The organism is Stenotrophomonas sp. NPDC077461 (assembly GCF_049545475.1).
Classification (GTDB): Bacteria; Pseudomonadota; Gammaproteobacteria; order Xanthomonadales; family Xanthomonadaceae; genus Stenotrophomonas; species Stenotrophomonas nematodicola.
Map to the genome: position 1 here is coordinate 42,480 of NZ_JBMWDO010000001.1, position 13,911 is coordinate 56,390.

Sequence of the window (13,911 nt, forward strand, 5' to 3'; positions counted from 1 at the left end):
AGCAGCTAAAGGCCGAGACCCAGGGATTCTGGGAGGCAAGCGCCGTGGCCGGCCGCGAAAAGATCCGACGGCACCGCTCGTTACATTGAGCAAGCAACATCAGGACGAGCTGTCGCGAGCAAGAAGAGGCTTGGAGCCCAATGTAAGCGGTGCCGTCGCGGCTTACACGATGGGCATCAGCCTAGACTCGTTGAACAGCCGTCGCCGGGCGGGGAAGGGGCTCTTCCCTGATTTCACGAGGGCGAAGAGCAACAAAAGTGGCACCCGTTACAACTGGAGATCCGTCCTGGATTGCAGCGAGGCGGAGGTGAACGGGCGATGGATATCGGCTGGCCGCCAACGTATCGAAGAGGATGAGGCATGTGCGCTGTCGGCAGCATTGGCCGCCGCCAAGGTCAGGCGTGCTGAGGCCGATGCCGAGATTGAATCCCTTACAAGGGAGCTGAAGCGGCTTGGCATTAATGCGCTTGAACGCATGTTGCCTTGGGCCGTGGATGATCGAGGACGGGTGCTTGGGACTGCCGCGGCTTACCCGACCCGCTTTGCAAAGCCTCACACGACACTGGAGGCACTCCAGATGCCCTGGGTCGAGCGGCGTCTGCACGACGTGCTGATAGACGCTGTCGACTCGATCCTGAGCGATGCTCGCCAAGCGCTGAGCCGCCCGCGTGAGGCAAGCCTCGGCTAAGGCAAAAACTTATCGCGAAATGGGATGCCCGAATGCCGGGTCCTCCCGCACTTTGTCGTGAAAGTGATTGATTGCAAGTCATTGAAAAACGGTCACTTTCAGTGATTCTTTCTTTCATGCTGGGTGGCAATGTGCGTTGACATGATGGGCGCATCGGAAACGGAGACGCCCTTGAACACTTCACTCACCTCCCAAGTCCGCCGGGCTGCCATTGCCCTCAGCACGCACTCCGCGTGGGTGGAAACCTCAGCCCGCAACCTGGGCGCGACCGCTTCCGAGTAAGAGCGTCAGCCCACGCGCCGACCTACTTCGATCACTTCTACCACCCGAAAACCCAACCCCATGAAGCAACCGTTCAACGCGGCCAGATCGCCGTGCTGGCGAAGCTTTGCCAAAAGATCAAGGAATAGCCAATGAAACAGCGATACACCATCAGCGTTACCGGCCCGGTCTGGGTCGACTACAGCATCGCCACGGACGCCACGTGTGTGTCCGATGCGATCAACCATCTTGAGTCGCTCGATCCTGAGATCGCCGCACAGCGGCTGATTGAGTCTTCGGCCTACTCTCTGGAGAGAATCGAGCGGGAGGTATACGGAGGCGTGGGGAACGCGGTGTACGACGCGATCCCGAACTACGTGTTCAACCGAGCCGGTGAGATGAAGTTCGGATCGGAGGAGGAGGAGGGTCACGATGGTGTCGCCGGTCCTGCCGCACAGGTGTTGCCGCCGCAACGCGTTTTGCTGACAGGGACGGGGCTCGCCAGCCGCCGCTACACCTTCGAAGCCGAGTCTTGGGAAGACGCATTGAGCCAGTTTGACCGGCTCAGCACCGAAGAGCTCAATGCGCCGACGTGGAGCATCTGGGGAATCGATCTGGAGGCGAACGTCAGCCTTGTCGCGGCGGCCTCAGTCGAAGAGGGCGAAGCCGACGAAGACGCACTGGGGAACATTGCCATGCACCTGGACGTGCAGCTGCCGCAGATGCCCTCGCTGTACTTCGGACCGGCTACGCAGGTCTGAACCCCTCGAACTTACGACCACTCCCTATCAGCCATTAGGTGCACGCATTGAACATCCTCTCCGCTTCATCCGACCAGACCAACCTGTTCATGCCGAAGCAGCGCAAGAACACCTCGGCCCCTCGCGCCACCAAGCTCGCGTCCGCCATGGTCGGTTACGACCGCCTGCCCGCAGCACAAAGCACGGACACCTGGCTCACCCCGCCGGAGCTCATTTGGGGCAGCCCGAAGGAAGGCTACACGGGCCTGGGGCCCTTCGACCTGGATCCGGCAACGCCCGAGAACGGGATGCCGTGGCCCACCGCGGCTCGGATGCTCAAGCCCAGCGATGACGGCCTGGCGTCGGAATGGCCGGCGGATGCCTTCCTTTTCATGAACCCGCCGTTCGGCCGGGGGCAAGAGGCCTGGATGGAGAAGATGGCCAACCACCCGGGCGGTGGCATCGCCCTGGTGTTTGCGCGAACCGAGACCCGCTGGTTCCAACGTTTCGTGCTGAGCCACCCCAATGTCAGCGCGGTGGTCTTCCAGGAGGGCCGCTTGAAGTTCCACCGGGCCAACGGAGACGTAGGTGACGCGCCCCCTGCTGGCCCTGCGTGGATTGCCTACGGCGAGGAGGGCGCCCGTCGCTTGAAGCGGGCGGTCAGGGAGGGGCAGATCCGCGGGTGTTTCCTGGAGCTGGACTTTGCCCGGGTGAGTTTTGGGCTGGGCGAGGGCGTGGGGGCGGCCAACGATGAATGAGGTCGCCAACCTGGTGAAGGCCATCCGCGCCATTCCTTCCACCGATGGCAAGCCGTGGAATCCGCGGGTTGCAGTCGAAACGTTTGTTCAGCACGCGCTGATGTCACTCGGGATTTATCACGTGAAGCTGGTGGCTCACATCGACCCCAAAGTGCTTGCATTTACCCCCTTGCAGGAAAGAGCCGTCGCAGTGCCCGAGGTGGGGGCGGCCATCACCGCTTACTTCGACGCAGTCGCTGCAAGCAGGCCGTTTGAAGACATTCTTGGGCAGGTCCATGCCGAGCTGCTGGCCAGGAAGGGCGGGGAAGGGCTGGGGCAGTCTTTCACGCCAGGCGATCTTTTGGACCTGGTTCAAGCCCTTGCCACCAACCTCACCTGGCGGCACCCCAGTGCCAGCGTGAGTAACGTCTATGACTGTTGTTGTGGTGCCGGCTCACTGGCCCTGGCCGCGATCCGGAGTCGCCTCAACCTCATTTCAAGCAATGAAATCCGGGTTCGCGCGGGAGACATTGATCCCTTGTGCGCAGCGATGACAGCTTTGCAGATTCACATGAACCAGACCTTTCATTCCCTGCCGCTTAGGGAAGTCAAAGTGACGGTGGGAAACGAGCTGGTCCGAGGAAAAAAGCAGACGGAAGGAGAGGGGCAGGCAGAAGGGGACGAGTTGGCCGACCCTAGGCGATGCGGGTTCTGGTCCCACTCCTTCAACTACGAGTAGGCCGGAGGCCCGCCTTTCCCTTTCCCAGACTCGGCGGCGAGCAGCCGCCGGCTCTTGCTTCAAGCCGCTTTTGCTCTGGCTCTTCAACCCGCAGAAACCGGGTGGCAAGCACTTGTTACCCCGCTTTCCTGAAAGCCATTCCATACGAAAAATAATCCAGCCGTATCGGTTTGTTAGGAAAGACTGCTGGTTAACGCTCCTGCTGGTTAACGCCAAAACCGTTAACCAGCAGCCAAACCAGCAGCAAAACCCTTGCCACGTAAGGCTTTGAAGGCTCCTGCTGGTTTGCTGGTTAATTTTTTCACTTTTTCTCTGCAACTGTAAAATGTTAAGAATAAGTGAAAATCTCTCGACCAAATGAGACGTTGGCGCGTAGCGTAAACCTGTTTTTTTAACCAGCAAACCAGCAGTTAGCTTATTTTTTGAACAAAAACGAGATAAAACAATCGCCTGGAAGGTTTTTAGTTGCTGGTTTGGCTGCTGGTTTAAGAAAAAACAGACAACCAGCAGGAAGGTTAACCAGCAGCTAAAAATATTTCTGGGGAAGGGGCTTGACGGTTTCAAGAAACCTGCTTTCTTGAATGTATTACGGATGCAACACGGAGAACCCATGAGCACGCAGCAGAACCAAACCCCACGAAAAGACCCTTTCAATGCCCGCATGGAAAGGGCGTTGATTGAGCGGCTGAAAGCCGAAGCCAAGCGGTCGGGGATTTCTCCCAGCGAGAAGCTGCGCCGGATCCTCGACAACGCGTTGCCGCACGTCGCCTAACCCCACAAACGCGAAACCCCGCCTTGCCGGGCGGGGAGTCGTTGGAGCCAACTACAATGTCTACGAACAATCTCCCTCAAGATCCGTCGGTCGTCAACCCCCCTGAGATTGCTTTTCTCATCGAAAAGCACTGGGAGAAAAACCGGCGGGATTACGCCAGCAATCTCAAGGTCGAACAACGCGCCCTGGATCGCCACAAGCAAGCCAAGCTCAACAAAGGCGAACTGCGCCCGGAAAGCCTGGACTTCCTGTTCGCTCGCCACCTCCAGTTGGGGCTCGACGGCCACCTCTGGGCCAGCGTCCGCGACGAATCCGCGACGCAATCGACGCTGGTCTACCGTTGGAGTGCAAATCACTGGGCGCTGGTTCACCGCGGCCTCGGCGACGGCCTGGCGTCCGACTGGCTCGATGCCAACATCCCCGCAAAGGCCAGCGACAAGCTCGCTTCCAGTTGCTGGGCCTACGCCCGCACCCGCCTAGGCCAGCAAAGCGCGTTGCCGAAGTTGGAACCCAAGCGGGCGGTGGTCCCCTGCGCTGACGCTTACCTGGAAATCACCGCCGACAGCATCCAGGCGTTGGAACCCCAGCCGCGCTACGGCATGACCCACGCCCTGAACATCGCCACGGGCGCCACGCCCGGCCAGCGCTACATCCCCAGCTCCGTGCCGGCCGATAGCCTTCTGGGCAAGTTCCTGGCCCATGCGTTGCCGGACGAAGGCGTGCGCGCCTTGGTGCAGGAGCAATGCGGCATGACCTTGTTGCCCGGGTCTTATCAGATTGCGGCGTGGTGGCATGGCGCTGCCGGCAGCGGCAAGTCCACGCTCGCCGAATGCGTGGAAGGCGTCCACAACAAAGTGGCCCGCCTGGACCTGGGCACGTTGAGCGACACGTTCGCGCTGGAGGGAATCCTTGGAAGCCAGCTCATCTTGGTGGACGAGGTGGAGTGCGAAAAATGGAAGGAGGGCACGTTCAAGACCCTGGTCAGCGGCAATGGCATCGCGATCAATCGCAAGCACCTCTCGGTTCTGAACTACCAGTCCAAGGCCAAGTGGATCATCAGCTCCAACTCCGCGCCGTTCTTCCGCGACAAGTCCGGCGGCGTGGCCCGCCGCCTCTCTATCGTGGAGTGGGCGAACGTGATTCCGGAGAGTGACCGCATTCCTGACTTCAGCAAGAAGCTGCTTGCAGAAGAAGGCCAGTTGTTCCTCGACTGGATGCTGGAAGGCGCCCGCCGAGTCGTGGCCCGAGGCCGGTTCATGGCCGACCACGAACTCCCGGAAGCCGCGCAGGCCTACAAGCAGGCCGTCATCCACGGCGCTGATTCTATCGCCGCCTGGGCCCACGCCGACCGGGTGCTGTTCGGTGCCGCCGCTGGCAGTGAGCAATGGCAAAGCGTCAAGGCCATCCATGCCCGCTATGTGGCCTGGTGCGAGAAGAAGGGCTTTGAACCGGATGAAATCCTCTCGCAGCGCCAGTTCACCCGTGGTCTGAAGACCGCCGGGCACCTGCGTGGGCGGCCGTCGAATCGGCGCGTGGAGGGCGAGCAGTTGGACTGTTACCTCTGCAGCTGGAAGGGCGAGCAGACCGACGCCGAACGCGCACAAGAGCTGGAGCTCAAGCGGCTGGAGGCCCTGACCCCAGAAGCCCGTCAAGCCGAAACTGAGCAGGTCAAGGCCGCCAACGACGCCCAGAACGCAGCACTGGCCGCCGCCGCCGAACGGCAAGATGAGCAGGATTTTGCCGAGCTGCCCGAGGCGATCCAGCACCTGTTCGGCTTTGCCAACACGCCCTACGAGCAGGTCCAGGCCGAACGCCGCGCAGAGCGGGAGCGCCAAGCCAAGAGCGCCGCGGCATGGGAGAGGCAGGATCGCCGGGAGCGACAGGCGCGCGAGCAACGCAAGGCCGAGGCGGCAAAGAAGAAGGTGGGCTAACTCAGCAATGCCCGGCATTTCCGGGGCAGGCCTTTACATCCCCCGCAGTTGCGCTATTGCAAAGGGGTATCCAAACCAAAACGGAGCCCCCATGCCATCGCCCAACCATATCCCCGGCGACGCTTTTCCCGAAGAGGCCATCGGCCCGGCCGATCTGGAGAGCCCAGAGACGCCGGAAGCGGACCCGCAATACTTGCTCGTGCAGAGCGGGTTTGGTCTCCATGTCCGTCTTGGCAAAGACGGCGACCAGGGCCTGCGCAGCGAAGACGACATCGCCGAGCTACTGCGGCGAGCGTTGTATCACCGCAAAACTTTGACCCTTCATATCGAGTTCTGACCCCATCCACCCACAACCACCTGTTGAGAGGCGCAGGAGGCTGAAAAAGATTTGAGGCAACCACCCATGTCCAAGTATTCGGATCTCATCCAAACCACCGCCGAGCGAATGCTCCAACTCATGCAGCAAGGCACCGTCCCCTGGCGCCGGCCCTGGAACGACCCCGACGCCCCGCAGAACGGCTCGATCAACGGGCCGTGGAATCCAACCTCGGGCAAGTCCTATAGGGGCTCGAACACACTGATCCTTCTCGGGGCGCAGATGGCCCATGGCTACAACGACAATCGCTGGCTGACCTACCGGCAGGCAGAAAGCATTGGGGCCCAAGTCAGGCGCGGCGAGAAGGGCCAGCAGATCGCTTACTGGGATTTCAGCAAGACGGGCAAGGCCAAAGACGGGGCCGAGCCGTTGACCGAGGGCGAAGAGAAGAACGGATACCAAGGGCCATCGGTGTTCGTCGCCACGGTGTTCAATGCCAGCCAAATGGACGGCATGCCCGAGCCCCCGCCGCGCTTCGTCATGCCCGAGTCGATCCGCAACCTGCGTGTCCGGGAGTTGTTGGACAAACACCAACCAAAACTTCATCACGACGGTGGCAACCGAGCGTTCTACTCCATCGCCGCGGATTCGATTCACCTGCCGAAGCACCACACTTTCAGCGATGACGTGAGCTACCAGGCCACGCTGCTCCACGAACTGGCCCATTGGACCGGGGCCAAGCACCGGCTCGGCCGCGATCTAACCGGGCGATTCGGGACGGAGGGGTATGCCAAGGAAGAGCTTTGTGCAGAAATCTCAAGTTTGTTCATTTTAGAGCGCCTCGGGATCGGGCTGGGGAAAGAACACGAAAAACAGCACGCAGCATACTTGCAGAGTTGGATGAAGGCCCTCGCCGATGACCCCAGGACCCTGTTCCGTGCAGCCAGCCAAGCGGAGAAGGTCATGACCTTTTTGGACATCCCGGCGTTTGAACGCGAGCCGCTGCCCCAGGTCAAGAAGGAGCAGGGCATGGAGCAGGGGCGAAAGGCGGAAGCCGGCCGAAGGTCCCCATCGCGACGCAAGGAACGCCAGGTTGCTTGACGCAGGTGGGGGATTGACCTTTTGAGGTTTTGAGTTAGAAATAAATGTGTCGGGGGAAGTCCTGGCCGTGCTTCGATTCCTATCCTTCTAAGTGATAACTTTTGCAGGGTGAGCAGTTAGGAGGTGATTGGGTGGTTATCCTTGCTGTATTGGTGGTTTCCGGTGGTTGCTGTCGCCGGGGTGGAAAGAATGCTTAGTTAACCGACCTCAGAAATCACTAACTAGGCGCCATGTTTTTTCTTGAGCTTCTTACGCTGGGTTGAGAGGGGTGGCGAAAGCCACCCCTTTTCTCTTTGCGGCCCCTTGCGCATCCCCCTTTCTTTGTTAAGACATGAGTATCACTCACCAAGCGGAGGAACCATGGCTGGCAACGTCTTTTCAAATCTACTTCGACCCTTCATCCGTCAAAAGGACACGGAACTACCAGGCGTGGCTTCTTCTGAGCCGCCTGAACCCCCGGTCCGGGAGCGCTTGGATGATTCAAGCCAGCGGCCAGTGGCTTCAGCGGAGCCGGCAACCCTTTCGCCCGTTGAGGGCCCTCAAAGTGTGCCCCCATCGTTCAACGATGAGGCAACGGATCGGTTGGGGAACACTTTGGCCTTCGCTGGTCTGAAGACGAAGGGTCGCTTCGAGGACGAGGTAAGGCAGGCCATCGAAGACGGCGCCGATGTGAAAGGGTATCGCGACGCGCGCGGCGATTCCGCCTTGCATAAATGTCAGGAGCCGTGGCAGATGGAACTGCTTATCTCGGCTGGGGCGGATGTTCACGCGTTGGACAAACAAGGGCGTTCGCCTTTTGATCGCCTGTTGAGCACATACCAAAGGGAACCCGCTTGGTCCGAAAAACCTACTGCGGAAGGTTTGGCGCTGTTGGCGAAGGCCGGAGCGGATGTCAATGCCCTAAGCCAAGGGCAATCCGCTCTGCATGTTGCTGCGAAGCGAGGGCTTGAAGGCGATTGCCACATGCTTATCGATGCCGGCGCCGACGTGAATCTGCGGACGGACGGGGGAGACACCCCGCTCCACCTGGCCAGCGACCCAGGCGTTGTGCTGCGCTTGCTGGATGCCAAGGCCGATCCCTCCCTGCTGAACTCGAATGGCGAGCCAGCGCTAAAACATGATCCTGTGCTTTATCGAGAAAGTGTTCGGAACCACCGAGACGATTTTTCGCCGCGTGAGCGCGTCGATGCGGCGACCGACCCGATTTTCATGGCCGAGACGCCCAGCGAGCTTGTCGCTGCGTTGGGGCAGGGCGGTAGTGTGAGGGACACCGATGCGCTGGGCCGAACCGCGCTTCATTACGTCAAAACGGGGGAGATGGTGCAGGCGTTGGTGTTGGCCGGGGCCCAGGTTGACGCAAAAGACATGGAGGGAAACATTCCTGCCCATACCGCGGACGAGCGCGCGATGGAAGAGTTGGTCGATGGGGTGGGGCGAGGCGTTTCGCAACACCATGTGGAGAACGACAGGGGGGAAACCCCTTATGCGACCCGGGATTACTACCACGAGGCTCGGTATTGGGATGCCGAAGCGGAAGAGCAGGCCGCGGAAAAGGCAGAGCAGACGAAGGAGGAGCAAGACCGCGTGCTCAACATTGTGGCCCTCGTTGAGGCCGGCGACGCCAAACGTCTGCTGGAGCAGGTGGATCCCAACGAAGAACTGGTCAGTCGGAACCGAACGTTCAACATCGACGGAGACGAGGGCTGGGCCTACAACAACTATGCCGGCTACAGCGTCCTCCATGAAGCGGCGAAGCAGGGAAAGACGGAACTCTGCCGAGAACTGGTGTTCGCAGGGGCGGACTGGGACAAGGGGTGTAAGCTCGTCGGCGAGCAAGGCTTTGACAACCATGTCAACGGCTTTCGAAACGAGCCTGGCATGAAGCCCATCGATTTTGCGAGCAACCGAGAGACCAAGTCGTTCTTGAACAACGCTGAGAACGAGCTGCGAGCCCACAACCGATCCAAGCTCTTGGACGAGCTTCTTCCCGCTGCCAATGCTTGGAAGCCACCGGAAGGCGGGTTTGGGGCCGACGCCCAACGGCAGGTCGGTGCGGCCATGAAGGCCCACGGGCAGGACGGCCAAACCCAGGAGGCGCCTCGCTTACGAGCGCGCTTCTAAGGCCAAGGGAAAGGGCGGCGAAAGCCGCCCTTTTCTTTTCCAGATCCCCTTGCGCATCTCCTTTTCTTTGTTATGGGTTTTTCTACCTACACAAAAAAGGAGGATCTGTGCGCAATCTTTGTTTGTCGGCCATCGCCGGTGCGTTGCTGCTCGCTGCGGGGTGTTCCAGTCAACCCAGCGTCGCTGCACTTGAAAGAGAAGCTGCGCCCACTGCGGTGATTCTGTTGGGCGAGGTAGACCTGCCCAAGGACGCGACCCTGGATGATTTCCCCAGCCTTCTCAATGCCGGGGGCATCCCTTGGGAGAAGGTTCAAGAAAGAAAGGTTCAGCTCGAAGGCTCCGTCGACCGTCCTTGGAGCGACGGCCGTTCGTTGGCCGTGACCGCTGACGTTCTCGGCCGAACCACCCGGTTGATCGTGCGGGCTGGCGACCAGCCACGGCTTTCATCGCCGGCCATTTGTGTTCGCGGTGTTGGGTGGGATGCCGTCGCGTCGGATATTTCGGAAGCGCATCCCTGTAAGTAACGACAAAGGCGGCGAAAGCCGCCTTTTTCTTTTCCCGATCCCCTTGCGCAAACCAAACCTTTTGTTATGGGTAGTGCAACCCATTCGGAAAAGGAGGCCTCATGCGCGTTTTGGTTCTTTCTCTGGCCCTTGCCGGCCTGCTCCCCTTGACGGCCTCCGCTGCGGACAACAGTTCCGCCCGTCGTTACGGCACCAGTGAAACCTTGAGTGTTCAGAACGCCCGCCTGGGCGAGGTCCTCATGGTCCGCGAGGTCGTCCTCCAATCGGACAAGAAGGTCAACGCCGGCAGCGCCATCGGCGCGGCCGTGGGTTATGGGGCCGCTCGCGAGGTCAAAGGCGATTACCGCAGCGCCGCCAGGGTGGCGGGAGGGGTGATTGGGGGCGTCGCCGGCACGGCCATCCAAAACGGAGTCAGCAAGCGCAAGGGCGTGGAGGTGTATGTCCGCGATCTGGAGAGCGGAAAAGTCATTGCCATTGTTCAGGCTGATGACCTGCCGATCCGCGCCGGGGACAAGGTGTTCTTGACCGGGAAGGGCAGCAAGACCCGCGTCGTTCCGATTGAGGGCCAGCGCTGATGAAGTGGCACGCATTTTTTCGTAAGCGCTCCACTTCCTCTTTGACCTTCGAAGACTTCAAACAATGCGGGAATCTAGGCTTGGATGGCATGGACTGCTCGCCTGCGCAAACGCATGAGGTGCCTCACCTGTCAATGGCTTGGAATCTGAAGCCCAGCCAGCGGGGCCAACCTCTCACCTTCCAGGCGCGGCCAGTGAGGAGCCACGCGGGAGGCCGCCCATGGTGAGCGCGATCCTTCTGCTGACCCTGCTTGGCCTCATGGTCCTGGTCCCGCTCTGGACGTTCAAGCGCTTTGGCGACGCCAAGGCAGCTTGGCAACGGGTGAGGGGCGGTGAGCGAGGCGCTCGCACGCACGGCCGCTTCGTGATTCATGGCGGGCTGTTTGGAGTTGGGATGGTGGTCATCGCCGCATTCCTGGCCCAAGCCACCTTCAGCATCTGGCACCAGGTCGCCAACGTGGGAGGCCTTTTTGCACTCGGCACGGTCGCGGTGCTCTATCTGCTGGCCTTTTTCTGGGGCAAGGGGAGGTCGCGCGGATGAGTGCGTTGACGATGCTGGTCCTTTCCATGCTGGTCCTTGCTGTGTTTCTCTGCTCGGCGGCGTTTCTCTCTTTTATGATCGCGTTGACTTACCCGACCGTAAAGCAATCGCTGGCCCTATTCTGCGACGGGAAGCGCGACGCATCGCTCTACGTGGATTTCGCGATTTTTGGGGGGATCTTCGCGGGTTGCGTCCTCGCGCTCGCATTCGGGGCGGTGGTAATGGCCCTCAACGTTTCCAGCGCTGAGGACGCCGTTCTATACGCGGCCACCTTGACTAGCGCGGGACTGGGCTACTGGGTGGGCCGATGAACCGCGAGCCTTCCACCTTGTTTGCGCCAGGCGTTCTTCCCGGGCCTGACGGCATCGAGCTGCTCCCCATGCCTGCGGAGATCCAAGCCATCTACGACGCTGCCCAACGCAACACGCCTTTCAGCATGGACGTGGACGACGCCCTGGCCGCGCACCGCCAAACGTGTGGTGAGCGGGATCAAATCGAGCACGCCCGACGGGTAGACCCGTCCGATGCCATGCCCATCGAGCCGGAGGCGCGTCGCCAAGCCTATGCACGTCAGCGGCGGTATGCGATTCGCGCCGGAATGACCGCAGGCCTGACGCTTGGGGCCATCGCCCAGGCGCTTGGTGTGTCACCCTCCGAGATTCAGGGCGACTTGGCGGCGATGGATCGATGAGTCCACGCAAAGGCTTCCTCGGCGGCCGCTCCCCGACTGAAATCCAATCCTTGCTGGACGAAGGGGTGACCCAGCGCGCCTTGGCCCAACGCCTGGGCGTCACCCACCAAGCCGTGAACCGATTTGTCCGGCGGCACCGCCTGGCGGGTTCCGGACGGCAGGCCTTCCGGGACCGCCAAGCCCGCGAGCTCGCCGAGCGTCGTCAGCAGGTGCGACAACTGATCCAAGCCGGGCTCACATCGGCCGAGGTGGCCCAGCGCTTGGGCGTATCGCCGGCCACCATCGGCTTGGACCGCCGAGCCCTTCGCTTGGGGCGTGTCCTGAAAGGGCCGGAGCAGCGCAGCTTGCGGGGGCTGGGCCTGGACCAGGTTCGGACTCGGTTGAAGGTGGTCAGCCGGGCTCAGTTGGCGCGGGAGCTTGGGGTGAGCAGCTCGGCTGTCTATCGATACTGCAGGAAGGTGGGCCTCAGCCGTCCGTAGCCTAGTTGCCTCTTGGCCCGGCGGTCGTTAAGTGGCCCAGCATATAGTTCGCGATCAGGCTCCGATCACGGGAAGGTCATTTCGATCAAAGGCTTAGCCGCCGTTAGGCTCTGGAGCATTGGCCGAAATGCACCCTCTGAACGATACTTGGTGCCTGTTCGATGGGATGTATTCGATGCCGCTGCTCAACTGGTCTAACCGTGATGAAGACCTGACCCGTTCCGCCCTGACGCCCTACCGCCTTCTGGAGCCGGTCGCCAGCTTGTCCTATGGGGAGGTCGACTCTCCGAACATGCTGATCGAAGGCGACAACTTGGACGCTCTGAAGGCCCTGCTGCCTTACTACGCAGGGCAGGTGAAGTGCATCTTCATCGATCCGCCTTACAACACTCGCAGCGCCTTTGATCATTACGACGACAACCTTGAGCACGCCAAGTGGCTGTCGATGATGTATCCGCGCCTAGAGCTGTTGCGAGATCTGTTGGCTGAAGATGGATCGATTTGGATAACCCTGGATGACAATGAGGCCCATTACTTCAAAGTCATTGCTGATGAGGTGTTCGGCCGTAAGAACTTCATTGCAAACGCGATTTGGCAGAAGGTCTTCTCTCCGAAGAACAGTGCTCGACATCTTTCCGTCGACCATGATCATCTGTTTGTCTATGCAAAAGACGCAGATATTTGGCGTCCGAACGACATGCCTCGGTCTGAGAGGCAAACTGCCACATACAAGAACCCCGATGAAGATCCGCGTGGTCCGTGGACCTCAGGCGACCTTTCAGCGCGCAACTTCTATGGCGCTGGAACATATCCGATTACTTGCCCCAGTGGCAGGGTAATACCTGGCCCTCCAAACGGAATGTATTGGCGTGTGTCGAAGGAGAAGTTTCAGGAAATGGATTCCGATGGGCGGATCTGGTGGGGCGCTGCAGGGAACAACGCTCCTCGAATAAAAAGATTTCTTTCGGAAGTCAAGCAAGGTGTAGTTCCTCAGACGATCTGGATGAACTCAGATGTCGGAAATACGCAGGAAGCGAAAAAAGAGGTCGTCGCACTTTTTGGTAGTGAAAACTTCATGACGCCGAAGCCTGAACGTCTCCTTCAACGTGTCATTCACATAGCGTCTGAAGAGGGGGATCTTGTTTTGGATAGCTTCCTAGGCTCTGCGACTACTTCTGCGGTTGCTCACAAGATGCGCCGGAAATGGATTGGGATAGAAGTCGGTGAGCACGCTCGGTTGCTTGGTCAACCCAGGATGAAAAAGGTTGTTGATGGTGAGCAAGGAGGCATCTCAAAAAGTGCCGACTGGAGGGGCGGTGGCGGCTTCCGCTTCTACAAGCTCGGTGTGCCCGTGTTCGATGATGCGGGCCACATCCGCGAGGGCATCAAGTTCGAACACTTGGCCGCCCACGTCTGGTTTGCCGAAACAGGCACCGCACGCTCCACACGTGCCCCCAAGCAACCGTTTCTGGGTGAGCACCATGGGATCGGCTACTACCTGCTGTTCAACGGCATTCTCGGGGATGAAAGCAAGAGTGGCGGTAACGTGCTGACCAAGCGGATCTTGAAGGGCTTGCAGCCCTTTGAGGGGCCCAAGGTGATCTACGGGGAGTCCTGCGACTTGCCAAAGGAGCGTCTGGAAGAACTCCAGATCACCTTCAAACAGACCCCCTACGACATCAAGGCACGCTAAGC

Annotated in this window: 16 protein-coding genes; 15 read left to right on the top strand and 1 reads right to left on the bottom strand. The window is 60.2% G+C overall.

All coding sequences use genetic code 11. The annotated features are described in order from the left end of the window. Positions 1-85: 85 nt before the first annotated feature. From ACPEH8_RS00190 to ACPEH8_RS00255, 14 genes are all read left to right on the top strand, one after another. A complete protein-coding gene (locus ACPEH8_RS00190; RefSeq protein WP_143565995.1) occupies positions 86-688 on the top strand; it encodes a hypothetical protein in 603 nt (200 codons plus the stop codon). A gap of 413 nt (positions 689-1,101) precedes the next feature. After that, the gene (locus ACPEH8_RS00195; protein WP_423665695.1) at positions 1,102-1,710 is read left to right on the top strand and encodes a hypothetical protein; all 609 of its coding nucleotides are present in this window, start codon (positions 1,102-1,104) and stop codon (positions 1,708-1,710) included. A gap of 47 nt (positions 1,711-1,757) precedes the next feature. Continuing rightward, entirely contained in the window at positions 1,758-2,447 is a 690-nt protein-coding gene (locus ACPEH8_RS00200) for a DNA N-6-adenine-methyltransferase (protein ID WP_423665697.1), read from the top strand. Beyond that, positions 2,440-3,165, top strand: coding sequence for an N-6 DNA methylase (locus ACPEH8_RS00205; RefSeq protein ID WP_114618569.1), 726 nt, complete (start codon positions 2,440-2,442; stop codon positions 3,163-3,165). The genes ACPEH8_RS00200 and ACPEH8_RS00205 overlap by 8 nt, the downstream gene beginning before the upstream one ends. A 610-nt stretch (positions 3,166-3,775) precedes the next feature. Further along, positions 3,776-3,937 carry a DUF3450 domain-containing protein gene (locus ACPEH8_RS00210; protein ID WP_136191690.1) on the top strand — a complete coding sequence of 54 codons (162 nt, stop codon included), beginning with the start codon at positions 3,776-3,778 and terminating at the stop codon, positions 3,935-3,937. Between the two features lie 56 nt (positions 3,938-3,993). Next, positions 3,994-5,868, top strand: coding sequence for a DNA primase family protein (locus ACPEH8_RS00215; RefSeq protein ID WP_423665699.1), 1,875 nt, complete (start codon positions 3,994-3,996; stop codon positions 5,866-5,868). A gap of 91 nt (positions 5,869-5,959) precedes the next feature. Next, positions 5,960-6,205 (top strand): hypothetical protein, encoded by a 246-nt coding sequence (locus tag ACPEH8_RS00220; protein ID WP_100442697.1) that lies wholly within the window; start codon positions 5,960-5,962, stop codon positions 6,203-6,205. Positions 6,206-6,271: 66 nt separating this feature from the next. Further along, positions 6,272-7,285, top strand: a complete 1,014-nt coding sequence (locus tag ACPEH8_RS00225; protein ID WP_423665701.1) for an ArdC family protein — start codon at positions 6,272-6,274, stop codon at positions 7,283-7,285. A gap of 360 nt (positions 7,286-7,645) precedes the next feature. Further along, positions 7,646-9,406, top strand: coding sequence for an ankyrin repeat domain-containing protein (locus ACPEH8_RS00230; protein ID WP_423665703.1), 1,761 nt, complete (start codon positions 7,646-7,648; stop codon positions 9,404-9,406). Positions 9,407-9,513: 107 nt separating this feature from the next. Then, entirely contained in the window at positions 9,514-9,930 is a 417-nt protein-coding gene (locus ACPEH8_RS00235) for a hypothetical protein (protein ID WP_423665705.1), read from the top strand. A 101-nt stretch (positions 9,931-10,031) separates the two neighbouring features. Next, positions 10,032-10,505, top strand: a complete 474-nt coding sequence (locus tag ACPEH8_RS00240; protein WP_423665707.1) for a hypothetical protein — start codon at positions 10,032-10,034, stop codon at positions 10,503-10,505. 220 nt (positions 10,506-10,725) lie between these two features. Then, positions 10,726-11,046, top strand: a complete 321-nt coding sequence (locus ACPEH8_RS00245; protein WP_423665709.1) for a hypothetical protein — start codon at positions 10,726-10,728, stop codon at positions 11,044-11,046. Continuing rightward, the gene (locus tag ACPEH8_RS00250) at positions 11,043-11,357 is read left to right on the top strand and encodes a hypothetical protein (protein ID WP_423665711.1); all 315 of its coding nucleotides are present in this window, start codon (positions 11,043-11,045) and stop codon (positions 11,355-11,357) included. Before ACPEH8_RS00245 ends, ACPEH8_RS00250 begins: the two co-directional genes overlap by 4 nt. Beyond that, a complete protein-coding gene (locus ACPEH8_RS00255) occupies positions 11,354-11,737 on the top strand; it encodes a hypothetical protein (protein WP_049433826.1) in 384 nt (127 codons plus the stop codon). The genes ACPEH8_RS00250 and ACPEH8_RS00255 overlap by 4 nt, the downstream gene beginning before the upstream one ends. On the opposite strand, the gene ACPEH8_RS00260 is transcribed toward ACPEH8_RS00255, so the two are convergent. Then, positions 11,707-11,964: a hypothetical protein gene (locus ACPEH8_RS00260; protein ID WP_423665713.1), complete on the bottom strand. Its 258-nt coding sequence runs from the start codon at positions 11,962-11,964 to the stop codon at positions 11,707-11,709. The genes ACPEH8_RS00255 and ACPEH8_RS00260 overlap by 31 nt on opposite strands. A gap of 427 nt (positions 11,965-12,391) precedes the next feature. On the opposite strand from ACPEH8_RS00260, the gene ACPEH8_RS00265 reads away from it, so the two are divergent. After that, on the top strand, positions 12,392-13,909 hold the full coding sequence (locus tag ACPEH8_RS00265) for a site-specific DNA-methyltransferase (RefSeq protein WP_164089602.1): 1,518 nt from the start codon (positions 12,392-12,394) through the stop codon (positions 13,907-13,909). Positions 13,910-13,911: the final 2 nt, after the last annotated feature.

Excerpts from the sequence above, each read along its gene's own strand:
- ACPEH8_RS00250 (WP_423665711.1), top strand. The coding sequence starts at position 11,043 with ATGAGTGCGTTGACGATGCTGGTCCTTTCCATGCTGGTCCTTGCTGTG.
- ACPEH8_RS00225 (WP_423665701.1), top strand. The coding sequence starts at position 6,272 with ATGTCCAAGTATTCGGATCTCATCCAAACCACCGCCGAGCGAATGCTC.
- ACPEH8_RS00240 (WP_423665707.1), top strand. The coding sequence starts at position 10,032 with ATGCGCGTTTTGGTTCTTTCTCTGGCCCTTGCCGGCCTGCTCCCCTTG.
- ACPEH8_RS00230 (WP_423665703.1), top strand. The coding sequence starts at position 7,646 with ATGGCTGGCAACGTCTTTTCAAATCTACTTCGACCCTTCATCCGTCAA.
- ACPEH8_RS00245 (WP_423665709.1), top strand. The coding sequence starts at position 10,726 with ATGGTGAGCGCGATCCTTCTGCTGACCCTGCTTGGCCTCATGGTCCTG.
- ACPEH8_RS00265 (WP_164089602.1), top strand. The coding sequence starts at position 12,392 with ATGCCGCTGCTCAACTGGTCTAACCGTGATGAAGACCTGACCCGTTCC.
- ACPEH8_RS00220 (WP_100442697.1), top strand. The coding sequence starts at position 5,960 with ATGCCATCGCCCAACCATATCCCCGGCGACGCTTTTCCCGAAGAGGCC.
- ACPEH8_RS00195 (WP_423665695.1), top strand. The coding sequence starts at position 1,102 with ATGAAACAGCGATACACCATCAGCGTTACCGGCCCGGTCTGGGTCGAC.
- ACPEH8_RS00255 (WP_049433826.1), top strand. The coding sequence starts at position 11,354 with ATGAACCGCGAGCCTTCCACCTTGTTTGCGCCAGGCGTTCTTCCCGGG.
- ACPEH8_RS00205 (WP_114618569.1), top strand. The coding sequence starts at position 2,440 with ATGAATGAGGTCGCCAACCTGGTGAAGGCCATCCGCGCCATTCCTTCC.
- ACPEH8_RS00215 (WP_423665699.1), top strand. The coding sequence starts at position 3,994 with ATGTCTACGAACAATCTCCCTCAAGATCCGTCGGTCGTCAACCCCCCT.
- ACPEH8_RS00210 (WP_136191690.1), top strand. The coding sequence starts at position 3,776 with ATGAGCACGCAGCAGAACCAAACCCCACGAAAAGACCCTTTCAATGCC.